Source organism: Comamonas testosteroni TK102, assembly GCF_000739375.1.
Lineage (GTDB): Bacteria > Pseudomonadota > Gammaproteobacteria > Burkholderiales > Burkholderiaceae_C > Comamonas > Comamonas brasiliensis.
Map to the genome: position 1 here is coordinate 4,317,345 of NZ_CP006704.1, position 23,177 is coordinate 4,340,521.

At 59.1% G+C, this 23,177-nt stretch carries 18 protein-coding genes and 1 pseudogene; 12 read left to right on the forward strand and 7 right to left on the reverse strand.

All coding sequences use genetic code 11. From position 1 onward, the window contains the following. Positions 1-5: 5 nt before the first annotated feature. The 4 genes from O987_RS19530 to O987_RS29875 all read right to left on the reverse strand — a co-directional run bounded on the left by O987_RS19530 (position 6) and on the right by O987_RS29875 (position 5,076). Entirely contained in the window at positions 6-776 is a 771-nt protein-coding gene (locus O987_RS19530) for a fimbria/pilus periplasmic chaperone (RefSeq protein ID WP_043374200.1), read from the reverse strand. Between the two features lie 43 nt (positions 777-819). Beyond that, positions 820-3,318, reverse strand: a complete 2,499-nt coding sequence (locus tag O987_RS19535; RefSeq protein WP_043374202.1) for a fimbria/pilus outer membrane usher protein — start codon at positions 3,316-3,318, stop codon at positions 820-822. A gap of 233 nt (positions 3,319-3,551) precedes the next feature. Further along, positions 3,552-4,085, reverse strand: a complete 534-nt coding sequence (locus O987_RS19540) for a fimbrial protein (protein WP_003053102.1) — start codon at positions 4,083-4,085, stop codon at positions 3,552-3,554. A 649-nt stretch (positions 4,086-4,734) separates the two neighbouring features. Next, complete coding sequence (locus tag O987_RS29875) at positions 4,735-5,076, reverse strand: DDE-type integrase/transposase/recombinase (protein ID WP_367114414.1); 342 nt, start codon at positions 5,074-5,076, stop codon at positions 4,735-4,737. 396 nt (positions 5,077-5,472) lie between these two features. Between O987_RS29875 and O987_RS28895 the strand changes: the two genes are divergently transcribed. Both O987_RS28895 and O987_RS19545 read left to right on the forward strand, forming a co-directional pair. Then, positions 5,473-5,727, forward strand: coding sequence for a hypothetical protein (locus O987_RS28895; RefSeq protein ID WP_144244950.1), 255 nt, complete (start codon positions 5,473-5,475; stop codon positions 5,725-5,727). A gap of 1 nt (position 5,728) precedes the next feature. Next, positions 5,729-5,995, forward strand: coding sequence for a hypothetical protein (locus O987_RS19545; protein ID WP_043374204.1), 267 nt, complete (start codon positions 5,729-5,731; stop codon positions 5,993-5,995). Positions 5,996-7,164: 1,169 nt separating this feature from the next. Here the strand turns inward: O987_RS19545 and O987_RS29880 are convergent. Continuing rightward, positions 7,165-7,290 (reverse strand): hypothetical protein, encoded by a 126-nt coding sequence (locus O987_RS29880; RefSeq protein WP_419177847.1) that lies wholly within the window; start codon positions 7,288-7,290, stop codon positions 7,165-7,167. A 250-nt stretch (positions 7,291-7,540) separates the two neighbouring features. Between O987_RS29880 and O987_RS19560 the strand changes: the two genes are divergently transcribed. The 5 genes and pseudogenes from O987_RS19560 to rnk all read left to right on the forward strand — a co-directional run bounded on the left by O987_RS19560 (position 7,541) and on the right by rnk (position 16,281). After that, positions 7,541-10,351 (forward strand): ATP-binding protein, encoded by a 2,811-nt coding sequence (locus O987_RS19560; RefSeq protein WP_043374210.1) that lies wholly within the window; start codon positions 7,541-7,543, stop codon positions 10,349-10,351. 5 nt (positions 10,352-10,356) lie between these two features. Continuing rightward, positions 10,357-11,586 carry an EAL domain-containing protein gene (locus tag O987_RS19565; protein WP_003053090.1) on the forward strand — a complete coding sequence of 410 codons (1,230 nt, stop codon included), beginning with the start codon at positions 10,357-10,359 and terminating at the stop codon, positions 11,584-11,586. Positions 11,587-11,591: 5 nt separating this feature from the next. Continuing rightward, the gene (locus tag O987_RS19570; RefSeq protein ID WP_043374212.1) at positions 11,592-14,843 is read left to right on the forward strand and encodes a response regulator; all 3,252 of its coding nucleotides are present in this window, start codon (positions 11,592-11,594) and stop codon (positions 14,841-14,843) included. Between the two features lie 32 nt (positions 14,844-14,875). Then, positions 14,876-15,539, forward strand: a pseudogene (locus O987_RS19575) (response regulator). A gap of 334 nt (positions 15,540-15,873) precedes the next feature. Continuing rightward, entirely contained in the window at positions 15,874-16,281 is a 408-nt protein-coding gene (gene rnk / locus O987_RS19580) for a nucleoside diphosphate kinase regulator (RefSeq protein ID WP_003053084.1), read from the forward strand. 61 nt (positions 16,282-16,342) lie between these two features. Here rnk and O987_RS19585 read toward each other — a convergent pair whose 3' ends face one another. Continuing rightward, positions 16,343-17,515 (reverse strand): acyltransferase family protein, encoded by a 1,173-nt coding sequence (locus tag O987_RS19585; protein WP_051962313.1) that lies wholly within the window; start codon positions 17,513-17,515, stop codon positions 16,343-16,345. Between the two features lie 248 nt (positions 17,516-17,763). Here O987_RS19585 and O987_RS19590 point away from each other — a divergent pair, with 248 nt between their 5' ends. Continuing rightward, positions 17,764-18,348 carry a GbsR/MarR family transcriptional regulator gene (locus O987_RS19590; protein WP_003053080.1) on the forward strand — a complete coding sequence of 195 codons (585 nt, stop codon included), beginning with the start codon at positions 17,764-17,766 and terminating at the stop codon, positions 18,346-18,348. Between the two features lie 10 nt (positions 18,349-18,358). Here the strand turns inward: O987_RS19590 and O987_RS19595 are convergent, their stop codons facing one another. After that, the gene (locus O987_RS19595; protein WP_043374215.1) at positions 18,359-19,432 is read right to left on the reverse strand and encodes a LacI family DNA-binding transcriptional regulator; all 1,074 of its coding nucleotides are present in this window, start codon (positions 19,430-19,432) and stop codon (positions 18,359-18,361) included. A gap of 182 nt (positions 19,433-19,614) precedes the next feature. Between O987_RS19595 and O987_RS19600 the strand changes: the two genes are divergently transcribed. The 4 genes from O987_RS19600 to O987_RS19615 all read left to right on the forward strand — a co-directional run bounded on the left by O987_RS19600 (position 19,615) and on the right by O987_RS19615 (position 23,096). After that, positions 19,615-20,151 carry a gluconokinase gene (locus tag O987_RS19600; protein WP_080731558.1) on the forward strand — a complete coding sequence of 179 codons (537 nt, stop codon included), beginning with the start codon at positions 19,615-19,617 and terminating at the stop codon, positions 20,149-20,151. A 19-nt stretch (positions 20,152-20,170) separates the two neighbouring features. Next, entirely contained in the window at positions 20,171-20,677 is a 507-nt protein-coding gene (locus O987_RS19605; protein ID WP_003053072.1) for a TRAP transporter small permease, read from the forward strand. A 6-nt stretch (positions 20,678-20,683) separates the two neighbouring features. After that, the gene (locus O987_RS19610; protein ID WP_043374217.1) at positions 20,684-21,964 is read left to right on the forward strand and encodes a TRAP transporter large permease; all 1,281 of its coding nucleotides are present in this window, start codon (positions 20,684-20,686) and stop codon (positions 21,962-21,964) included. 124 nt (positions 21,965-22,088) lie between these two features. Next, positions 22,089-23,096: a TRAP transporter substrate-binding protein gene (locus O987_RS19615; protein WP_019043869.1), complete on the forward strand. Its 1,008-nt coding sequence runs from the start codon at positions 22,089-22,091 to the stop codon at positions 23,094-23,096. Positions 23,097-23,177: the final 81 nt, after the last annotated feature.

Below are 23,177 nucleotides of genomic sequence, written 5' to 3' on the forward strand. Positions count from 1 at the left end.
TCGAATCAATCCTTGGATTTTTCGGTATTGACCTTGCAATCCTCACCATCACAATCAAAAACCAGCGCAACCTGCCCGCCAAAATCGTTCACATAGCTCAGTACCGGGTTGGCACCCAAGGCCTGCATATTGGCCTTCAAGTCTGCGGAGCTTTTGGGAGACACCATCAACGATTCAAAACCCTCAACGGAATCGCCACCTTTTTTATTGCTGGCGCCAATAATGGTCACGTAGTAAGGCGTCGGGTTATGGATGGTGTATCCCTTGGCCTGCTTTTTCAGCGTGATCTGCTCCTGGAATGGAGTAGCCTGCAATTTAGCGGCGGCAGCTGCCAGATCCGCGGGGCGATAGAACATCTTGATGCGGGTCTGCAAAGCGATCTGGAGTGCATTTTCCTTGTCGGACTTCGGGGGAATCTCGCGAAGATTGAAGTAAAACACGGACTCGCGATCCTTCGGCAACTCCTGGGCCGCAGGCAATGCCTGGACCTTCACCTGAGTCTGCTCGGAGGGCTCCACACGTTGCAGAGGGGGCAATACCGCGAAAGCTGCCTTGGCCCCTTCCAGCTTGGTCCCGCTCTCATCTTCCAGCCAGCCCTGTGCAAGATAGGGCAGCTTGTCGTTCTTGTTCATCACGACAAGACTGACCGATTTCTCGTTAGCAGGGTACACCAGTCGGGTGCGATCCAGGCTGATGGCAGCGTTGGCAGGTGCAAACGAAATCGCAATCATCATTCCGAGAGCGACACGCACGGCAGAGAGAATCTTCGAGTTCATGAATTATCCTTTTCTATGTATACAAGATATGCTTGAGGAGGCCTTATTCTTGGCACTGCACCGTCAAGCTATCGGACAGGTCGCCAGGCAGCGTATCCGACAATTGAACCTGGCACTGACCGGTATCACCCCACTTCACCTGCAGCTGTTCTCCGGCAACGATGCCATTGACATAAGTGACGCCCTGCTCACCGACAAGACCCAGCTCCTGCTGCTTCTCGTTGAAAACCCGTGCACCAAAGGGAGGGAAGCTGCCGTCCTTTGTCTGAAGGGACAGCATTGCCTTTTCGCCGACGAGCATGTCGAATTTTCTATAGCCGATCGCGCCCTCGGTAAAGGTTCCCGTGGAAATCGAGTTATTCGCCTGCACGTTGTCCGGCATGCCGTTCACATCGATATCGATGGAGTTGCGGTTGTAACTACCCACGTTGGAGACCACCGCCTTGCCAAACATATTGCTCTTGATCTTCGATCCGAATCGACCCACGGGCACACCTGCGACGCCATTCGTATCCACCAGAACCCGAGTGCCACCGCTGGCGCCAACGGGATGCAGCGCGCCGCCTTCGGGCGTGACCGTCAGCCCGCCTCGCACCGAAACGTTCAGGGACGAGTAGTCCTGCGCCCTGTAGCTGGCCATGGCATCCACCTTGGCCAGAGAAGTGTCTCGCGAGTAGTAGGCACTGCCCTCGGCACGGCCACCGGTCTCACCCCCACGCAGCGTGTAGTAGTCATTCGGCGAGGTCCGATCCGAGTAGCTCACCGACTGAGATTTCGACGATCCATAGGCGCCGCTGTAGCCCAGCGTCCCCGAGTTGCCCCATGGTATGGACATCGACAGAAAAACCCCGTTGTCTTTTTTCCCGTTGAACTCGCTAGAGTACGCATTCATCGATACCGATACATTTCTGAAATTCCCGAAATTAAAGTAGGTCGATGCTGAGAGGTTGTAACGCAGGCTCTCTGCATTGTTCCAATAGGTCAGTCGGTTAATGCTCAGGTAGGCACTCACCTTGTCGAACTGCTGGTTGAGCGCAACCGTGTACATCTGCTTGGGGCGCATCGCGGAGTAGTCTTGCGACAACCGCAGATAGTCAGACATCGACAAGAAGTTCTGATCGGAAAAGCGATAGCCGGCGAACGTGACCTGACTTCTCGTCGCGTCAAACACCTTGGAATAACTCAGGCGGTATGAATTCCCGCCTCTCCAGCTCTCCATATCCCTCAGTTGCGCCCTGGAATGCGTGACGTCGAATGACAGCGCACCAAATTGCGCCAGGTCGCGGCCAATGCCGGCCGAGAATGCCTGATACTTCCCGCTAAGAATCGAGCCTCCGTAGAGGGATACATTGTTGCTGGCACCCCAGGAGACTTCGCCACCGGCGAAGACAGGACCGTTCATGCGATGGTTCATCTCCGAGGGCTTGCCCGCCATGGCCTTGTAGCGCAACTGACCAGGACGGGTCAGGTACGGAATCGAGGCCGTGTTGACCTGGAAGGTCTGCACGCGACCATCAGACTCCTCGACACGCACGTCAAGTTGCCCGGAAGTGGAGCGATCCAGATCCTGGATGCGGAACGGGCCGGCGGGAACCAGTATTTCCTTGATCACACGACCTTGCTGGCTGATCGTCACCTTGGCGTTGGTCTGCGCCACGCCAGACACTTCAGGCGCATATCCCCGCAAATTCGGGGGCAGCATCGCGTCGTCCGACTTCAGGCCCACACCGGTATAGCGGAAGGTGTCAAACAGATTCGACTCTAGATAGCTTTCACCAATAGCCAGGCGCGCCTTGTATTGGGGCAGCGGGCGATACAGCGTGACATCCGTCCAGGAGAACTTCGACTGCGACGGGTTCGAAGCTGCGCCCGAATTCGAGTTTGATTGTGAGTTCGCCTGCCAGCCCGCGCGCAGACGCCAAGCCCCCAGATTCGCCCCGACGACGCCGTTGCCGGTAAATCGGGTCGAGCTGCCGCCCGATGTTTGATCCATGTGCTGAGCAGCCAGGTAGTAATCGAAGACTGCGCCGGAGATGCCATCTTCCCATCGGCTTGGAGGATCCCAGTATGGAGCGTTGTATTCGAGGTTGACCTGGGGAATATTGAGGTACAGCAGGTTCTTGCTGACATCGGGACGCACCTCCATGCCGTTGACGCTATCAACGATAAGGCACTCGCCGTCATTCCACCATTTGACCTTCACCATGGCGTCTTCGGTCAAGCCGAGCTTCTCGACCAGGCTTTGATCGATACAGACGCGGCTTTCCTTCTTGTCACCTTCAGGGGAGATAAATCTCACCGGAACCGTCTTCAGCGCCTGACCATTAATATTCACCAGCAAGTCGTAAACACCCGGCAGCACATATCCCTTGGTGGAAAATGCGCTCAAGTCAATATTATCCCGGTCCTTGACATCCAGAAGATCGGCGTTGAACTCCACCGTATCCGCATAAGCGAAACCAGGGGAAGCACATAACACTGTGGCGCCCAGAAACGTGGACATCAACAATGCGCGAGAAGGGCCAAAATAACGGAACGACATGGAGTATTTCGCTGATCGAGGTTGAATACGCGCGAGAGCTTTATGTCTTATGGCGTATCGCTGATGGTTCTAAACTTGCTGGCATTACAAGGTGGATACCTATCGGCAACAGTTCGGAACAAGCGGCTCAAAAAAATAATAGGCCTGTGAATTGGTGCTCCACAGGCCTTCGTCTAAACCAGTCCCGGGAATTGATAATTCCCGAGACTTAGCCTAAGTAACCAGCTGGCAACTTATTGGTAAGCGAGCACAAAGTTGGCAGGCACGCTGAATGCGCCAGGAACCAGTTCGCCGGGGGTGGTGCTGCCCTTCAGGCGTGCATTGAATGTCAGCTGGGGGTTGCTGACCAGGGGGCTCAGCGTGATGGGAGCAGTGGCTTCACCCAGCTTCACTTGCTGCAGGTTGGTGGTCAGCAGTTCGATGGAAGCACCGGCAGCGCCACCCAGCAGGCCCAGGGAGTACTGGTCATAGGGCGACTGCATGCCTGTGAAGGTCACCGACAGCTTGTCCTTGGTGCCGGCGGTGATCACGCAACCCTGCAGGTTGATGTGGAAAGGGACTTCAGCAGAGGTGCCACCATTTTCCAGAGCGGCTGTAGCGATGGCACCCAGGCTAACGGCTTGGTCCAGCGAATCAGCGGCGATCGAGCAAGGTGCATCGATAATGGAGCCGTTGAAAGTGACCTTGCCGGAACCTTGGTCGGCAGCGTTGGCAGCTGTCACGCCGAAAGCCAGAATGGAAGCGATTGCGAGCGTAGAGATTTTCATGTTTGTCCTAAGTTAAGAATATCGAAATGCAATAAGCAGCTTTAAGAAAAAATGCTTGGCTTGCAGTTGCGAGATAAGCAACAGGACGAATGATGCTTTCGCCGCCCCCTGCCAGGCTTAGGAACATTCCTAATCGGCTATCACAGAAGCATCGCAATAGTCAATGAATGTTAATCACATTGATTTCACCGAATTTATCGGTGGCAGACACTTGGAGAGTCGCCCTTCTCCACTCGATTTTTGGATCCTGGACGTGCGGGAACATCGCAACTGTCGTTATCACTGCGGCCTTGAGCGGCGTTGTCGAGCACAGCACGGGAAAATGCGCAGCGAGTGCACGCAAAAGATGAACGAGATGAATTTCGATTAGCTGCCGCGGCCGTCCAGCGCAGCAAGTTCCTGGTGGGATGTGCGCAATTACCTGCGGAATGCCGAGTCTGCGCTGAGGCTCGTGGCGGCGCTCGCCGTCGTTGCATAAATCCGTTTGAGGACGGATTGCCCACGGCCCCGGGCAAGTACCGCCTTATCAACGAGCGCCGTTGCGCGTCTCTTGCGGGGTGTCATCGGTTTGCCTGCACACCGTACTCACACTCTCGGCAAAAGCGCTATCGCGGCAGTTGCAGGCCCTCTCATACGGGGCCTCCCGTTGTCACCAGGCAATGCGGCCACTGGTGGCTTGTAGGCTTGTACATTGGCAGCCTTGACCACAATGCACGATGATCGCCCTGCGCGGCCTTCTGAAGCAGACAGGTATGTGCACGGCATTCTCTTCACATTGCGACTCCAAGCGATTGCCCATTGCACAGCCCGGCACTTGATGTGAGAACAAGTCAAGGGCCGCATGCAGATACAGCCAGCCTTCATGCGTGGGCGTGGCGATGAAGCTGATGTCTGTGCCCCAGGGTATTGAGTGCTCCGATCTTGAACTGCTGCGCCAATAGATGCGGGACCAGGATAGATCGCGCCAATGCGTCGGCAATGCGGCACCCATGCGGCTTTACCAATCCATGGCGGCGGCTGCACCCGCCCGATCTGGTGCCTGTCAGAACAGGTCAGAACAGGAGCAATTGCCGAATCAAAGCTGGAGCGTTCTGCAGCGCATGCTCCACGGCAAGGCTGTCTCTACAGGCTGTGTGCTTTGGGAATCCGTCGCGACAAGCGCCTGGCGCGCTCTAATGTGCCGGGCAGGTATGGACTTGCCGCCTCACGCAGCGCGCAACGCTCAATCGGCAGCCGCGAGCCGATGCCTACAAGTCAACGCTGACCCATGCCCAAATTGACATTGCTTGACAACATTGAGCGCCCGGAGTCTTGGAATAGGAACTATCTGAAGCTGGCGCCCGATCCAGCTATCTAGACTGCCGCCCTGTATGACACGCATTCGCTCATGGCCACCACATTGGTGCGCGAGCAACTGCGCATCAATCAAGAACCGCCGCGGCATAAACCTATCGTCATGGAGGCCGACATCAAAGACCCTCGTTACCAAAGAATGCGCACCAACCAGCCACACGCATCCCGCCTTCTTGCCGGCTGGCCATGGGATCTGCTCTCCGGCGCATTGGTTCAAGTGTCGACTCGTGCAAGTAGCTGCCACTGCCATTTTGTGTGCTGGCACAGCGCACCCATACTGAAGTACTGACATGAAGAAAATCAATGTCAAACCCTTTGCCGCAGACAAGGCTTCTGCAGTTGATTCTGATGCCTGCCCCGCTTCGGTGCCGAAGGCTCAGGTCGCCAGCCTTGAAGCACAGCTGATTGGCCATGGCCTGAGTCGCCATGTACCAGCCATGCAGGGTGGCTTTGACGTCATCACCAACTACGGCTCCTGGCACGTGGATGGCGAACTCGCTGCGCAAATGGCAGAAGTGATGCGCCTACACCTGATGAAGCAGTTGGAGACGGTATAGACCTCCTATAGGCGATCTTGAGCACCAGTTGGCGAACTAGGCCACGGCGTCGTGATCAATCTGCCATTCGCAGTTTTTTCATGGACATGCCAGACACGCCAACTTCGCCGTTCATGGACAGGCTGACATTGAGAATGCCGGAGTGCAGACCCCGAGCCCGCATGCACCCATTGCCTGGAAGCTCTCGCTGCAGATGGCTCAGTATTTCGCCGGGCAAGCCTTGGTGCGGCACATGTCGGCCGTGTGCCAAAGTCAGAAGCATCCCGCAAGGCTATGCCTCTTGCAGCCGCACACTGCCGCGCGGCAGTGGCAGAAGATGGAGGATGCCTCTGAACTCGGTGCGAGTGGTGAACATGCAGGCTGCGAATGATCGGGGTTACCGCTGACACTCAGCCATCCATGGGAACGCGTACCAGGCCAAGGCACTCAGATCGACCAGGAATGGGCGGCATGCGTCGAGTCCAAGCGTGGTGAAGGCTGGATGGGACGCCTGTCACCCGCTGCCCAACACCAAGGATGCCCGCGTTTCGCGGGCATCCTGCCTTTTGAGGTAGCCATCAGTGACTTGGATAGGCTGCTCGCCAACCAACAGGCACGAGCCATCCAGCAATTCCCAAAGGCTAACAAGGTGTGAAGTACAGGGTATCTTTCCTCAAGCCTCGGCAGCAAATTTTGGCGGCAGCAGACTGGCCCGTGATCACTCCGAATGGGCGCTCTACCTTGAGCTGAATCATTGGCAGCAGGTGCATGCACGGTGTGTACCAGGCGCGACCCGGCCTCCCACCGACGTACGCCTTCATGCCGAAGTACCGCTGATTGCCTTTCTCGGCATCTGGTGCATTTCTGGATCATGCGACTTGGCGCTGTGCTTGTCGGAGCTGGACGCGCCGATCAACGTCGCGCATCCACAATGGTGCTCACAAGCAGCCGCTTTTTACTCACCAGCAGGTCGGTGGCCGTCTTCGGAATTTGCTCGGCCAGTTGGTGCGCTTCCCGTCAATGTCGCAAACGCAGATTGTGGCTCTCATCGTTTGTGGCACTGTCGCATGGCAGGCAGGCGAAGTCCCGAGACAGTGGCGTGGCGCGCTGTGCGGCGCGTCTTTCATGGCTGGGTCGCTGGGCGTGAGCCTGCATGTAGCGAATGCGCAGCAGCAGGCGACCTGGACCCTTCAGCACCATGGCGCAATCAATGCGCCCCAATCTTTCCACGGCACGACTTGCTGCACCTGCTTGAGGAATTCGCGTTTGCGTGTCTTTTGGGTGGAAAGGTTCAGACCCAGATCAGATTGCGGCATGGGCCGGGATGCTGCCGCACCCGGCACGCATATGCGGGAGATCTATGCAGAGGCTACCGAACGCCGCAGCTTCTCCTTTTCGAGAAGCTTGACCACCTGCTCACCGCGTTGACCAAATTAGCCCAGCACAGCTGACATGCCGCGGTTGTGTGAACAAGCCATGGGCTGAGAGACTCCCTGTCGATTTGGTACTCGTCAGATTCAGATTTATCTGAACCGCAAGCAGGCGCTCGCTCAATAGCATTTGCCTATGCACCGACTGCCCCTCAGGCCCATTACAAAAAATGCCACGATCGCCACGCGCCTGCCTGCGGCATTGCTGTATGCGCTTGCAGTGTCTGTGCTGCTATGTGCCGTCACCATGGCATTGCTTTATTGCTTCTGGTCGATCAACGACAGTGTGTCGAGATACCGGCGCCAGATGAACGCTGCGGCCTACAACGCCCAGCTTTTCTTTGATCAGCGCGAGCAATTGCTGCGCGCCACGGCAACGTCTGCGGTCCGCAACCTCAAGCCATTTGCGACTTCCCAAATGCTCGGCCTATCGAGCCACATCAGGCAGCTCGAGACTTACCCGTTGCCGGAGGGCGAGAATCGCCACGAGTGGACATTGGTCCTGACCCCGCGGGACGTGCATGACAACAGCCGTATCAAGACAACGCTTGTCTACACGTCCATGCGCAGTGGCACCACACTGCCGGTATTGGGCGACAGCGCCTCGAAAGCGCCTGATATCTCTGCGCAAACCCAGAAGTGGATCGCCAACGCGCTATCGAGCGAAAACCCGAAGGTGGACATCTCAGGCAGCCCCCCGCTGGTATGGTTGAATCCGCCCAACGACGACGCAGAAAGGCTGTTTCTTTACACGCCCATCGACAGCACCGAGGCCACCAGCGGTTGGCTGGGCATCACGTTCGACGATATCGGCTCGGCCCTGGACCTGACCAGCATGGCTGGAGGCAGCTATGTCCTCTACGACCCCCATGGTCACGCGACGCTGCGGGGCGCCAACGCTCCCAACATTGACGGCGACTCCCTGACCGACAACTTCGGCATTGTCTGGCAGGGCAGCATCCCCAGATATCTGGCGCTGAGCAAGTCCGTAGGACATGCCGGCTGGCGCCTGCAGTACTACATGCCCGTCAAGCAACTGCTCAAGAACAACGCCGCAAAGCTCTACGGCGCGCTGGCTCTTTGCATGGCACTCGCGGTCATCCTGCTTCTGGTCTCCCGCTACATCCACCGCAAACTGCTGACTCCCGCGAGATCCAACTTCCTGGCCTTGGTGGACAGCGTGACCCTGAACCGAAAGCTGCTGAAAACCGCGCCGGTCGGTCTGGCGCTGCTGCGGCACAACGAGAACGAACCATTGCTATCCAACGATCTGGCGCACGCCTGGCTGAAGACCGAGCGGGACTGGAGGCATATTGCCGCGTCCACCAATCTGAACGGCATTGGCGGGGATCTCGAACTTGAAGATGGCCGCGTGGTCCAGCGCACCTTCACCCCGATGACATATTGCGGCGGACCCGCTGTTCTGTGCACTATCAACGACGTTACCAAACTCAAGCAGACGGAGTTGTCGCTGCTCAATGCCATGCAGGCGGCTGAAGCGGCGAACCAGGCCAAGACGCTGTTCCTGACGACCATGAGCCATGAGATCCGCACACCGCTGTACGGGATTCTCGGCACGCTGGAGCTGCTGTCACTGACCGGCGCGACCGAGCAGCAACAGCAATATCTGGACACTTTGCGTCACTCGTCCACCGTCCTGCTATCGACCTTGAACGACACCCTGGATCTGTCGCGCATCGAAGCGGGCTATATGACGCTGGAGCGGCGCCCCCTGGCTCTGCTCGAGGTACTGGACAACGTGGTTTCCACCTTCTGCGTGCGCGCAGAACGCAAAAACCTGAGGCTCTATTGCACGGCCTCCGTCAACACGCCACTGCTGGTGCTGGGTGACGTCACGCGGCTGCGCCAGATCCTGGACAACCTGGTCAGCAACGCCATCAAGTTCACGGTGAGCGGGCACATCGTGCTGCGCCTGCGCTCGACACCGGTCGAAAAATCCCATGTGCAGCTGGAATTCGAGGTTGCCGACACTGGCATCGGCATTGCCGCCGAGCATTTGCCACAGCTGTTCGACCCCTATTTTCGTACCGACTCCGACATTGACCAGCTCATACAGGGCACAGGCCTGGGCTTGTCCATCTGCTCGCGCCTGTCGCAAATGATGGGCGGCGAGCTGGCCGCCACCAGCGAACTGGGCATCGGCACGCGAATCTCATTCAAGGTGACGCTGCCCATTGCGGCGGAATCGATACCCGGCAATCTGCCCATGCTGTCGCCCAAAAAGATCTACGTCCGCGGGGCCGTACCCGAGGTCGTGAAAAACCTGTGCGGCTGGCTGCGCCTGTGGGGTGCAATGGCAATGCCATACCGCGAGCATCGCTCCTCCATGGATACGCAGGCACTGCTGATCGAGGCCTGGCCCTGGGCGATGCCTCTTGCGCATTGGCAGCACCAGCGCATCGTCATGCATCCGCCCGGCGCCCGGCACGGCATCACCGCAGACCGCAACACCCTGCTGATCAGCGCCCACGGCATCCTGGGTCTGGGCCGCGCCATACAGCAGTTGCGGGAAGGCCAAGGCCTAGCGGCCCCCATCGGACAAGCCGATCGCGACCTGATCAACATGAATTTGCTGGTGGTGGAAGACAACCCGATCAGCCAGCTGATACTGCGCGAACAATTGCAGCACCTGGGCTGCAAAGTGGCGATTGCGACGAATGGGCAGACCGCCCTGAACCGGCCTGACATCCAGGAATTCGATGCCATTCTGACCGATCTGCACATGCCGGTGCTGAACGGGTATGAGCTGGCGTTTGCGCTGCGCGAACGCGGCTACGCGCGCCCGATTCTCGGGCTGACCGCCAACGCGTTTCCAGAGGAACAGCGGCGCGGCCTCACCTCCGGCATCAGCATATTGCTGATCAAGCCGCTCTCGATAGCCCAGTTGCGCAAAATCCTGAACTCGATCAAAGCCGAGGGGAGTTAATCACCATGCTTTCCAAATACAGAATCCTTGTCCTGGACGACCACGAGTTTTCCTGCGCCCGAATCTGCGCCATCCTCGCAGATGCCGGATTCGTTCACGTCAGGGCGGCACAAACTGCCGAGCAGGCATTGGAGCTGATGCATGCGGAGCACTATGACATCGTCATCATGGACATCAGGATGCCCGATATGGATGGCGTGCAGTTCATCCGCCGACTCGCCCTGGAGAACCTGACACCCATGCTTGCGATCTCCAGCTCCTGCTCGCGCCGCATCATGAACAGCGTCAGCCTGATGGCCAAGGAAATCGGATTGTTCGTGCTGGACGCCTTCTCCAAGCCGTTCGACCCCAGCTATGCCCAGACCATCATCAGCAAGCTGCGGCACCGTGTAGCGACGCAGACCTCAAGCCCTGCTCTTCGCTTTGGCCAGCCCCTGGTGTTCGACAAAGCGGCCATAGAGACCGCACTGAGCGCCCGCAAGATACAGGCGTGGTTTCAACCCAAGATGGCACTGCGCACCGGTGAGATCGTAGGCGCTGAGGCGCTCGCCCGCTGGGATCATCCCGAACACGGCTTCATGTTGCCCGGCTCGTTTCTGGCCGCCATCCACCATTGCAAACTCGAGCGGCAGCTGCTCCAGCGCATGCTCGAGGATGCGCTGACCGCGCATCGACAGTGGCGCGACATCGGCTATACGATTCCCGTATCCGTCAATCTGCCGGTCCCCCTTCTGGAGAACCCGGATCTGCCGGACGAACTGGAGCAAACCGCTCGCCAATGGGAGGTCCCCCCAGGCAACATCAATTTTGAGCTGCTTGAAGACGAGACAACCGCTGCGCCTGCGCACTACTACATGGGCGCAAGTCGATTGAGGCTGAAAGGCTTTGGCCTTTCTCAGGATGATTTCGGCAAAGGATACAGCTCCATGTACAACCTGATCTCGATGCCGTTCACGGAACTCAAGATCGATCGCGCCTTCGTGACCGGAGCCACCGTTGATGCGGCCCGAGGTACGGCGCTGACCTCAGCGGTGCAGCTGGGCAAACAGCTTGGCCTGACCGTCACCGCAGAAGGCGTAGAAACCCTCGCGGACCTGGAATTTTTGCGCCGCATCGGCTGCGACTGCGCACAAGGTTTTCTGATATCGTCCGCACTGAAATCCAGCGACTTTGCCCTGCTGCTAAATAACGATCAACGCAGGCAATTGTTTCCTCCGGAGGCTGCGCAGTTATAGCGGATATGCAGAACACGCCCATCCAACAAATCAAGCGCACATCGCGCCGGCAAAACTGGCTGCTGTTTGGCATACTGCCCATCGCTGTCGCCCTGGTGAGCGCGCTGCTCTGGGGTGGACAGCGCATCGTTGACCGAGAGCGCGACCGGCTGCTCGTCGACTTCAGCACCTTGGTAGGCTACATCAAGGAGCAAGAAATATTCCTGCGCCAGCTACGTGCCCAAAGCCAGGATCTCGAAGCCATCCCTTATTCCCGGGTCACCAGTTTCCATGAAGTGGATACGCCAGCCGATTGGAGGGCTCGCCTGTTCCTCGGCCAGGAATCAGTGGTGGATATGCCGTTTTCGCTGGCCTGTGCCCTGCCCGCCCAGTGCTCCGCGGCTCCCGGAACCCTGTTCCAGCTGGGCAGCTATCTGTCCGATTTCTACTCGACGTTCTGGGCATCTTCCTACTTCCCTGCAGCTGCCGTCTTTTTCGTGAATCCAGCGGACAGCACCAGCATCAGTGTCCCGGCGATCAATACCTATGCCGGCTATGAAGCCATCAGCACGGACATGTTCCGGACCACGGTTTATGCCATCCGGGAAAATCTGGCCACGCAGTCCGGCTCTGCCGTGCAGGCGCTCGGCAAACGGCTGCCGACACAAAATCCCAACGAAGTGCACTGGTTCAAGGCTGCTGCCTTGCCTGACAAGATGATCGGCTGGGTTCCTGCCGGATTTCCATCCGGCCTGTGGGGGCCGTCCGGTCCCTCCCAGAATATTTATGCAGCCACGCTGCTCAGCCGCGAGCGCATCAACGTGCTCGAGAGAAACACCGCCAGCGGACTGCCCTACCAGTTCTGGCTGACGCATCAGGGCGTCTCTCTGATGGGAGACACTTCGGCGCCGGCGGTCACCAAGCTGGGCCTATCCTATACCAGCGACGGACTGGTGTGGAAGGCGCTGGACCCAACTGGCGCCTGGAGCGGCACTTATCTGATCAGCTACGCCAGCTTTTTCAAGGGCCACATGGCCCTGCTCATTGGAGCCGCCTTCTTTGTGGTCCTGAGCATGCTCGCTGGCCTGAGCTATACGCATTGGTACAGGCGCCGGGTCATGGAGCCTGCCGTGGAGGCCCAGCGCATGATCGACGAACGCGACGCCTTCAATCGCACGCTGATCCAGACAGCCCCCGTCGCGCTGTGCGTGATCAGCAAGGCCAGCGGAGACATATTGTTCAGCAACTCCATTGCCCTGGAGTGGTTGGGCAGTCAGTCCGACCCGCCACAGCCGTTGCAGTCCAACGCCATTCAGATCCTGCGTTCGCTGCGCTCTGTGGACAGGCCCGGCAGCATGGACAACCTGCACATCGACAACGAACGCACGCTGTCGGTGTCCTACACTCCGGCACGCTATATGGACGGGGACGCAGTCTTGTGCGCTTTTACCGATATCAGCACGCGCGTAGAAATCGAGCGCGCGCTGGAGCGCGCACGCAGCGCAGCGGACGAGGCCAGCGAAGCGAAATCCACCTTTCTGTCCACGATGAGCCACGAGATCCGTACGCCTCTGTATGGCGTGCTGGGCACGCTGGAACTTTTGACCGCCACACGGCTGGACAGCCAGCAGCGTCAATACGTCAACCGGATTGAAGGCTCGTCGCAAATCCTGCTGCAGCTGATCAGCGACATTCTGGATGTCAGCAAGATAGAGGCCGGACAGCTCAAGCTGGAACGCCTGGCATTCAGCCCACGCGAACTGGTGCAAGATTGCACAGGCTCCTATGCAGCCATGGCGCAACAGAAAGGACTGCTGTTTTTCTCCGCTGTCGACACCGGGATTCCCGATTCGGTATTCGGCGACCCCGTGCGCGTACGCCAGATTCTCAGCAATTTGATCAGCAACGCCATCAAGTTCACCAATGTCGGCAGCGTCATCGTCCGGTGCCTGGTGGTGGATCAGCCCCCCGGCCACGTGACACTTCAGATTGAAGTGGCCGACAGCGGGGTGGGTATTGACCGTGAGGAGCAGAATCGCCTTTTCACGCCGTTCTATATCGTCGATGGCAGCCGGCATGTCGTGCGAGGTGCCGGCCTGGGTCTGTCGATCTGTGCGCGGCTGGCCGAACTCATGGGCTCATCCATGCAGGTCAAGAGTGAAAAACAGGTGGGCAGCGTCTTTTCCATCGCGCTGACACTGGATGTGGACCATCAGACCGTCACCGATTACCCCGACCTTACAGACGCTCATATCTGCGTGCGGACACCTCACCCGGAGCTGACGGAGAACATCTGCGCCTGGCTGACCCGCTGGAACGCGCAGGCCGAGCTGCTGGCCCAGCCCAGCCCTGCTCACACCTCGCATGCACTGCTGCTGGATGTGCTGTCAAGCAGCACCACCCCGCCTCCGGAATGGAAGGGACACTACGTCAGCATCTCCCCTCTGCTGCAAGAGTCCACCCATCCTGATATCGATGCACAAGATGTTCTGAGCATCGGCCGGGGAATCCAGCGCATCCTGCACAACCAGCAACTGATAGCCTCGCCTGAACCCGTCATTCCCCGGTTCTCGATACGCATTCTGGTCGCCGAGGACAACCCCATCAACCAGACCACCATCCTCGACCAGCTTGAGCGGCTTGGATGTCAGGTCACCTTGGCGGAAGACGGCGAGGACGCTCTGGCGCTATGGGATGTACAGCCGCATGACTTCGTTCTGACCGATGTGAACATGCCGCTCATGAACGGCTATGAGCTGGCCCGCACGCTCCGCTCGGAAGGTGTGATGTGCCCCATCATCGGAATTACCGCCAACGCCATGCTCGACGAGCAGCGACGTTGCATCAATGCGGGCATGAATGCCTGGATGGTCAAGCCGATCGGCCTGAATACGCTGATACAGATGCTGCGCGAATACGCGCCTCACTCGGAAATTGGAGCCCATGACACGGCGGCCCCCAGTCTGCCCGAGATTGCACCCGTGCATATCCCCGAAGGCCCTCCACAAGTACCGGCCAAATATCGGGATCTGTTCCTACGCACCATGCACGAGGACGTCATCAAGCTGGAGCAGTCGAGGCAGGACAGGCGCGTGGATGACATCATCCTCACCCTGCACCGCATCAGCGGCGCCCTGGTTGACGTCAATCATTTTCCCCTGGCGAAAAGAATGCAGCAACTAGAGAATCACTTGCACTTCGATAGCTTGAACGGCGAAACTGACGCCGCACTGAATTCTATTCTTGAGGATCTGAAGATATTCCTGGCGGGAGTGTAGTTCCTGGAGCCGTTGTCAGACTCGACCACTTAATGATCAATGCCATGGAAAAAATCCGCATCGTGCTGGCCGACGACCACCCTTTGACACTCGTCGGCATTCAGGATCTGCTTGAACGCGATATGAACATCGTCGTGACCGCATCCGTTTCCACCTCTACCGCTTTGGTGGAGCAATTGAATTCGTCATTGCCGGACATCATCATCACCGACTACACCATGCCCGGCGACAGCGTGTATGGCGATGGCATCCGATTCGTCGACTATCTGATCCGCACCTACCCCGCCCCCAAGCTGCTGGTTCTGACGATGATCTCGAATCCGATGATCATCTCCTCTCTGTACGACGCTGGCGTGTGGGGGGGTGGTCCTCAAGCATGACAAGCTGACGGAGATTCTTTCGGCCATCAACTGCCTGCGGCTGGGAAACAAATATTTCCCCACCAACTACCAGCAGAACGTCAGCCGTGAACAGAGAAACACATCGGTCGCCGATCGCGTCAAGCTGCTGTCTCCGCGCGAGTTCGAAGTGCTTCGCCATTTCGTGCGCGGCGACAGCGTGGTGCAGATCGCGGCCAATCTCAAACGCAGCGTCAAGACGGTCAGCACGCAAAAGACATCGGCGATGGAAAAACTGAACGTTCAATCCAACCAGGAACTCATCACTTTCTGTGTCGAGAACGGTCTGTTCGAATAGCCTCAGCCTGTTGGCGCCCTGGCAGTTCCAGCACATGCGTGCCTTCGGGCTCATAGGCTGCGAGCGCGTAACTTGAGACTCAGATCAACAGTGATTTACCTTTGCCCAATGCTCGTAACACGCCCTCCTGACCAGGGCAAGTGCGGTGTCAATCCGCACTGACGGAGTGCGAGATGACTTGGCAGTTTGCGGCGCTGCACTGACAATACCTGAAACGCACCAACTTGGTGCCTCTTCTCGAATGCCTTGGCCCGGACAACACCGTTGCCCGGGCTTTTGTCCGTTTGCGCAACGCCAAAGCACCAACCACACCATCTCTCAAGGGAGTTACTACATGGAGCGCAAGCCCAATATCACTCTGTCCTCCTTGGACCTGGATCGCATTGAATCGCTGCTGGAGAAGAACAATAGCCAGTTTCCCGGCCGCGATGCCCTGGAGGCGGAGCTGGACCGTGCGGATGTACTCGATCCCGCAGAAATGCCGGCCAACGTGGTGACGATGAACTCCACCGTGCGTTTCACCATGCTCGAGATCGGCAAGAGCAGCACGCTGACGCTGGTCTACCCCAAGGATATGGATGGCAGCGCCGACAAGGTTTCCATCTTCGCACCAGTGGGCATCGCCTTGCTGGGCCTGTCCGTGGGCGACGAGTTCAAGATGCCCAGCCCTACCGGCCAGGTAACCGTGCGCGTGGATGCCATCGAGTTCCAGCCCGAAAGCGCGGGCGAGTTCCATCGCTGAACCTGTTCGCCTCATAAAAAAGCAGCTCACCGGAGCTGCTTTTTTGTTGCCGGGCACCGACTCAGCGCAAGCCTGCCACCATGGTGGTCAGCAGACCTGCCCCGATGAGGCCAGCCTGCCAGCGCAAAGCCTGACTCCAGGAGGAGACATGGCGCTCCACCAGTTGATACAGGGCATAGCCAGCGGTCAGTGACAGCACGAAGGCCAAGGGGATGCCCACCAAAGCAGCAGTGACCGAGCCATGCCAGAAATGGTTGACCACCGCATTGACCAGCAGGCAGATCGAAAAGTGAATCAGGAACACCGAGTAGGAGATCTCTCCCAGGCGACGCAGTGGAGCCAGGCCCTGCCAGCGGGCAATAGCCTCGGTACGCATGCAGAAGATCAGCAGCATCGCGGTCACGCCGGCGAGAAAAATGCGGTCGCGCCACTCATAGACCAGCGCGCCGATGATCAGTGCAGCAATCAGCATGCCCCAGCTCCAGGCCGCCAGGCGCTTGTCTGCCGCCACCGCCCAGAAGGCCATCATGCCGACGCCATAGGCGCCCATGAAGTAAATCGCCCAGACATCAAGCTCTGCCTCAAGGTTGAAGCTCAGCAGCGAAGCCGCCGTCCCCAGAACCACCAGCGCCTGCATGCCGCTCACAGCCCACGGCCACCAACGCTTCATGGCCGCGTCGCCCCAGCGCGCTACCGCCCATTGCTGCAGCCAGCGCACACCGGCCAACAGCAGCACGGTGCCCGCAAACAGCTGAAAGTCTATGGACACATACCAGACGCCAGCCGACAGCGACTCTTCGCCCACGATGCCTTGCAACAGCAAGGCATGGGCCATGAGCTGCCATAGATCGGGGTCGGCGGACACGGACTCGTGATCGAACCACGGGCGAATCGCGGCAGACACCACAATCGTCACCACCAGCGCCACGGCATAAGGCACGACCAGGCGTACAAAGCGCTTGCCGATCTTGGACCATGGCGAGTCAAAACGCGCCAGACCTTGCGGGGCCAGACTGGCAGCAGCCAGAAAACCACCGATCACCAGGAATATCTGCACGGCCATGCGAGCGTACTCATAGAGCCAGTCCAGCAGATCAGGCATGACGGGATGAGCCACATCGGACATGGGACCGTAAAACGCCAGGTGATGCCAGACGATGGCTGCGCAAGCCAGGCCTTTGGTGCAGTCGATCAGCGCGCTGCGGGAATGAGAGGAAATAGAACTTTGAGCCATCTGATCACGGCCACCCGCAGCCCATGGGCTGCCCAGCGGCAGGGTGAGTTTGCCCGGCAACAGGCAACGTAAAAAAACCGACTTAAAACAGGATGGCGATTTTGCGCTCATTCCCAACAATTTGCTGACAGCATTGCAAGTTTTACGAAACATATCTGCGCGAACCGCTCGCGGCCATGCCTGAAAACCGGGGCCATTGCAGTCCGGCTTGATTCCTCAGCCCCACTGAGAACCCCGGCAAAGGCACAATGGAGGCCATGACGCAAGCCAAACCACTGTCGGAGCTGAGCCGACAATTTGTTTCGCATTTCGGCGAGATGGGCAGCCGCTGGGGCATCAATCGCACCGTGGGGCAGATCTACGCCCTGCTGTTCATTTCGCCCGAACCGCTGAACGCAGACCAGATTGCCGACACGCTGGAGTTCTCACGTTCCAATGTGAGCATGGGACTCAAGGAGCTGCAGGCCTGGCGGCTGGTTCAGCTGCGCCACCAGCCCGGCGACCGGCGCGAATACTTCCAGGCGCCCGAGGATGTCTGGGAAATCTTCAAGCGACTGGCCGAAGAGCGACGCCGCCGCGAGATCGAGCCCACGCAATCCATGCTGCGAGCAGCCATGATGGAGGAAGCCAGCACCGACGAAGAGCGCTACGCCCAGCAGCGCATGCGCGACATGCACGAACTCATCGACAAGCTGATGAGCTGGTTTGATGATGTACAGCGTCTGTCCCCCGAGACCGCCATGCAGCTCATGGGCATGGGCTCGGCCGTGACGCGACTGCTGGACCTGAAGGACAAGATTACAGGGCGAGGCAAGTCGGGCTCGGAGGCCTGACGCCGACGACTCAGGTGCTGGCCCTGGGCACCAGCCTGAAGCCCAGATCGACACTGGCTTGCCTGACGCTATCGCCAGCCAGCAATTGCAGCAGCATGCCGGCAGCTTTGCTGCCCACTTCATCCCTCGGTGTATGGATGGTGGTCAAGGGCGGCACCATCTGATCACTGCCTGGAAGGTCGTTGAACCCTGCGATCGCCACCTGCTGCGGCACTTTGACTCCCATGCGGTTGGCCTCCAGCAATGCACCTTGTGCAATGTCGTCATTGCAGAAAAAGATGGCATCAACCGTGGTCTTGGCTTTGAGCAGCGTCTCAAACTGCCTTGCACCCAGCGCCAGCGATGAGCGCTCGGGATTGAGAATCTCCAGGCTCTGGTCATACAGGCCGGCCTGTTTGAGCACCTGCCGATAACCTTCCAGGCGCTGCATGACACGTGCGTCGAGCTGGGCTCCGCAAAATGCGATGCGCCGGTATCCCTTGTCCAGCAAATGGCGGGTCATTTCGGCACCCGCAGCAATCTGCGAGAAGCCCACGCTGTAGCAATCGGGGCCGCTACCAGGTGCGCGCAACTCCATGAGATGCACGCGCGGCACGGGATTGGCGGCCAGCAGTTTCCGCGACTCTTCACTATGGTCGAACCCGGTCAGCAGCAGACCGGCAGGCCGCATGGGCAGATAGGCCCGCAACAACTGCTCCTCTTCCGCCGGGTCGTAGTGAGTCACGCCGATCAGCATGTGATAGCCCTGGGCAAACAATACCTTGTGCACCGCCTCCAGGACCTCCACGAACAAGGTGTTGGAGAGCATGGGCACGAGCACCAGCACCTGGGTGCTTTTTTGCGAGGCCAGCGCGCGGGCTGCCAGATCGGGCACATAGCCCAGAGAAGCCGCAACCTCGCGCACTTTGTCTACCAGGGCCGGAGCTACTCTGCGCTCTCCGCGCAAGGCTCTGGAGACCGTCATCGGGCTCACGCCCGCAGCCTGTGCCACATCGCTGAGGGTGACACGCCCGCTGGCGCGAGATCGCCTTGAAGAAGCACTGTCTGCCGGGGTTTCGCTCTTGGTACGGGTCTCGGTAGGCAAGGGAATCTCCTAATCAGATGCCTGAGGTTTTTTGATTATGATAGCGCTATCCGGACTTGAAATGAAGTCTGTACAAGCAGCTTGATGAAAGCACTGACTTGCCTTCGACCGAGGTCTGAAGCCATCTCAGAAAGCAGCAGGCTGCTCATTTTTTAACCACATCGGATAGCGCTATCCAAAAAATGATTCAAAGCAAGATCCAGCCTCCTGGCACCATGTCGGCACTCGTCGTCATGGGAGTTTCCGGCTGCGGCAAATCAAGCGCAGGAGAAGCCATCGCCAGGCAGCTGGGGTGGACCCTGGTGGAAGGAGACAGCTACCACTCCCCCCAGAGCGTGGCCAAGATGCAGGCCGGCATTGCCCTGACGGATGGCGACCGCGAAGGCTGGCTCGAACGCCTGGCGCAGCGACTGGCTCAGGCAGATGCCGAACACGGCCTGGTGCTGACCTGCTCGGCGCTCAAGCGCAAGTACCGCGACCAGTTGCGCAGCGCCCAGCAGCTGGGCTTTGTATTTCTCGACCTCGACTACGCCACGGCCCTGGAACGCGTCCAGACCCGACCCGGGCATTTCTTCTCGCCCGACCTGGTGGCCAATCAGTTCACGACACTGGAAGACCCGCGTCAGGAGCCCGATGTCCTGACCGTCAGCGCCACCATGAACCTCAACGATATCGCGCTCGCGGCCCGGCAATGGGCAAGGCGCGAATCCCAAGCATAAAAACAGCAGGAGACAGCCAATGTCTGAAGATCGCAAAGAGGCACAGGGCCGCAAGCCATGGCTCAAGCGCCTGGCCGAAGGCCTGATGGTGCTGGCTCTGGCCGGCATGGTGATTGCCGTTTTCGTCAACGTGGTGCTGCGCTACGTTTTCCACACCAGCATCGTCTCCTATGAGGAGATCTCGCGCCTGCTGTTTGTGTGGCTGGTGGCCATCGGCGCCATCGTGGCTGCTTTTGAAGGCGCCCACCTGGGCTTCGACATGGTGACATCGCGGGTCGGCCCGGCCACCCGCAAAGTCCTGTTCTGGGTCTCGCAGCTGCTGATCGGCACCTGCATGGCCTTGCTGCTGTGGGGCTCCTGGGAGCAGGTCGTTGCCGGCTGGAGCAGCTACAGCACCGTGCTGGGCTATCCCCTGGCCCTGGGCGCAGCGGCGACGCTGGTGCTGGCCATAGGCATGTTGCTGGTGGTGGTGCGCGACATGTTGCGCGGCACCCCGACCGAGACTTCTGAAACCAGCGTGGAGTAAGGCGCCATGATCGTCACCCTGATTTTTCTCGCCGTGCTGATCGGCGGCATGGTGATCGGCATGCCGATTGCCCATGCACTGATACTCACCGGCGTCGCCCTGATGTGGCACCTGGACTTTTTCGACACCCAGCTGCTCGCCCAGAATCTGCAGGCCGGGTTCGACAATTTCCCGCTGCTGGCCGTGCCCTTCTTCATCCTCGCGGGTGAGCTGATGAATGCCGGCGGCCTGTCGCGCCGCATCATCGATCTGGCCCGCGCCTTTGTCGGCCATATTCCGGGCGGCCTGGGTTATGTGGCCATCGGTGCAGCCGTGCTGCTGGCCTCGATGAGCGGATCGGCCATTGCCGACACTGCCGCGCTGGCCACCATCCTGCTGCCGATGATGCGCGACCAGAAGTATCCCGACAGCTACAGCGCCGGCCTGCTGGCTTCGGGCGGCATCATCGCCCCCATCATTCCGCCTTCGATGCCGTTCGTGATCTACGGCGTCACCACCAACACCTCCATCAGCAAGCTGTTTCTCTCGGGCGTCGTGCCCGGCTTGTTCATGGGCAGCTTTCTGATTGCCGCCTGGTGGTTCATCGCGCGCAAATACCAGCTGACCTCGGGTGAGCGCGTGAGCTGGGGCCAGCGCCTCAAGGCTCTGGCCAAGAGCTTCTGGGCCATGATGATGCCGGTCATCATCCTGGGCGGCCTCAAGGGTGGCGTGTTCACGCCGACCGAAGCCGCCGTGGTGGCCGCGGTCTACGCGCTGTTTGTCTCCATGGTGGTCTACAGGGAGATGAGCTGGACCCGGCTCTACGAGGTCTTCCTGGGCGCCTCCAAGACCACCGCCGTGGTGATGTTCCTCTGCGGCGCAGCCACCGTGACCGCCTACATGATCACGCTCGCCGACCTGCCCAATATGCTGGCCGACAGTTTCTCGGGCCTGTTGGATCAGCCCCTGCTCTTCATGGCCGTGATGATGCTCTTCCTGCTCGTGGTCGGTACCGCCATGGATCTGACCCCCACCATCCTGATCTTCGGTCCGGTCTGCGCACCGCTGGCCGTCAAGGCTGGCATCGATCCGGTGTACTTCGGCTTCATGTTCATCTATGTGGGCTGTATCGGTCTGATCACCCCTCCGGTGGGAACGGTGCAGAACGTGGTGGCCGGCGTGGGCAGACTGCGCATGGAGACCGTGATCAAGGGCACCAATCCCTTCCTGATGGTCTATGTGCTGCTGGCCACCCTGTTCGTGCTCTTCCCGCAGCTGGTGACCGCGCCGCTCAAATGGATGCATTGAGGGCCAGGCCATGACGACCTCGAAAACTCTCAGATCAATAGCTGTCAACGCTTACCACGTAAGCGCTAAAGGCCAATTTCACTTCAACCAAAGGGCCCAGGCCCAAACAAGCAAGGAGACGGGTATGCGTATCAAATTTGCAGTCGCAGGACTCACGGCAATGCTGCTGGCCGCCGGCGCCGTTCAGGCGCAGGACTTCAAACCCCGCCTGGTGCGGTTCGGCTACGGCCTGGTGGAAGACTCCAACCAGGGTCGTGCGGTTCGCATGTTCGCCAAGGAAGTGGAAAAGGCCAGCGGCGGCAAGATGAAGGTCCGCGCCATCGGCAACGCTTCCCTGGGCTCGGACACCCAGATGCAGCAGGCCCTGATCGGCGGCGCCCAGGAAATGATGGTCGGCTCCACCGCCACGCTGGTGGGCCTGTCGCCCGAAATGGCGATCTGGGACACCCCTTTTCTGTTTGCCAACACCAAGGAGGCCGATGCCGTGCTGGACGGCCCCGTGGGAGAGAAGGTCAAGGCCACTCTGGAGCCCAAGGGCATGGTGGGTCTGGTCTATTGGGAAAACGGCTTTCGCAATCTGACCAACAACAAGCGCCCCATCACCAAGCTGGAAGATCTGCAGGATGTGAAGCTGCGCGTGATGCAGAACAACGTCTTCCTGGACAGCTTCAAGACACTGGGCGCCAATGCCGTTCCCCTGCCCTTCTCCGAGCTGTTCACGGCGCTGGAAACCAAGGCCGTGGACGGTCAGGAAAACCCCTTCAACACGGTGCTGTCCAGCAAGTTCTATGAAGTGCAGAAGTACCTGACCGTCTCCAACCATGTCTACAGCCCCTGGATCGTGACGGTCAGCAAGAAGTGGTGGGACACGCTGAGCCCTGCCGAGAAGAAGGTGCTGCAGGACGCGGCGATCAAGAGCCGAGAATTCGAGCGCAAGGACACGCGCGAAGAAGCCGCCAAGGCTTTGGCCGAGATCAAGACCAAAGGCATGCAGGTCAACGAACTGCCGGCCGCCGAAGCAAGCCGCATGCGCGACAAGCTCGGCGCCGTCAATGCCGGCATTGCCAAATCCGTGGGTCAAGGCACCTGGGATTCTGTGCAGACCGCCGTCAAGCAAGCTCGCGCCAAATAAGCCTAAGCGCGCAATCATGGAGCCATGCCCCCGGGCATGGCTCTCACTCATTCCAAGACAATGCCTGCGCCCGAAGCACAG

Coding starts and splice junctions, on each gene's coding strand:
- O987_RS19530 (WP_043374200.1), bottom strand. CDS start 776: ATGAACTCGAAGATTCTCTCTGCCGTGCGTGTCGCTCTCGGAATGATG.
- O987_RS19535 (WP_043374202.1), bottom strand. CDS start 3,318: ATGTCGTTCCGTTATTTTGGCCCTTCTCGCGCATTGTTGATGTCCACG.
- O987_RS19540 (WP_003053102.1), bottom strand. CDS start 4,085: ATGAAAATCTCTACGCTCGCAATCGCTTCCATTCTGGCTTTCGGCGTG.
- O987_RS29875 (WP_367114414.1), bottom strand. CDS start 5,076: ATGGGTGCCGCATTGCCGACGCATTGGCGCGATCTATCCTGGTCCCGC.
- O987_RS28895 (WP_144244950.1), top strand. CDS start 5,473: ATGGCCACCACATTGGTGCGCGAGCAACTGCGCATCAATCAAGAACCG.
- O987_RS19545 (WP_043374204.1), top strand. CDS start 5,729: ATGAAGAAAATCAATGTCAAACCCTTTGCCGCAGACAAGGCTTCTGCA.
- O987_RS29880 (WP_419177847.1), bottom strand. CDS start 7,290: ATGCCGCAATCTGATCTGGGTCTGAACCTTTCCACCCAAAAGACACGC.
- O987_RS19560 (WP_043374210.1), top strand. CDS start 7,541: ATGCACCGACTGCCCCTCAGGCCCATTACAAAAAATGCCACGATCGCC.
- O987_RS19565 (WP_003053090.1), top strand. CDS start 10,357: ATGCTTTCCAAATACAGAATCCTTGTCCTGGACGACCACGAGTTTTCC.
- O987_RS19570 (WP_043374212.1), top strand. CDS start 11,592: ATGCAGAACACGCCCATCCAACAAATCAAGCGCACATCGCGCCGGCAA.
- rnk (WP_003053084.1), top strand. CDS start 15,874: ATGGAGCGCAAGCCCAATATCACTCTGTCCTCCTTGGACCTGGATCGC.
- O987_RS19585 (WP_051962313.1), bottom strand. CDS start 17,515: ATGGCTCAAAGTTCTATTTCCTCTCATTCCCGCAGCGCGCTGATCGAC.
- O987_RS19590 (WP_003053080.1), top strand. CDS start 17,764: ATGGAGGCCATGACGCAAGCCAAACCACTGTCGGAGCTGAGCCGACAA.
- O987_RS19600 (WP_080731558.1), top strand. CDS start 19,615: ATGATTCAAAGCAAGATCCAGCCTCCTGGCACCATGTCGGCACTCGTC.
- O987_RS19605 (WP_003053072.1), top strand. CDS start 20,171: ATGTCTGAAGATCGCAAAGAGGCACAGGGCCGCAAGCCATGGCTCAAG.
- O987_RS19610 (WP_043374217.1), top strand. CDS start 20,684: ATGATCGTCACCCTGATTTTTCTCGCCGTGCTGATCGGCGGCATGGTG.
- O987_RS19615 (WP_019043869.1), top strand. CDS start 22,089: ATGCGTATCAAATTTGCAGTCGCAGGACTCACGGCAATGCTGCTGGCC.